The organism is Pseudoalteromonas sp. BSi20495 (assembly GCF_000241185.1).
GTDB lineage: Bacteria > Pseudomonadota > Gammaproteobacteria > Enterobacterales > Alteromonadaceae > Pseudoalteromonas > Pseudoalteromonas fuliginea.
Window position 1 is genome coordinate 1 of record NZ_BADY01000099.1, and the last position, 276, is coordinate 276.

The following is a 276-nucleotide window of genomic DNA, read 5'->3' on the forward strand; positions in this document are numbered from 1 at the left end:
GGTGATATCAAGTGGTCAGTGCAACACCTTATAATTGATTATTAATTAGGTGGTTATGACTGACTTATCAAAACGTGGTTTAAGTGATATTGAAAAGCTGAAAGCATGGTTCTTATGGCGTGAAGGTAAAACGCTTAGCGAAATAGGTTTGACGCTTGATAGACATGCTGGTTCTATATTCGGAGTACTTAAACTAAAAGGTGGAATATCGCCAGTGCAACGAAAGCGTCGATTATCGTTTCTTTCTTTAGAAGAGCGAGAAAATATATCAAGAGG

At 37.7% G+C, this 276-nt stretch carries 1 pseudogene; it reads left to right on the forward strand.

Features of this window, described 5'->3' with window-relative positions:
- Nucleotides 1-55: 55 nt before the first annotated feature.
- Nucleotides 56-276: pseudogene (locus P20495_RS20740) on the forward strand (IS30 family transposase); the annotation flags it as partial.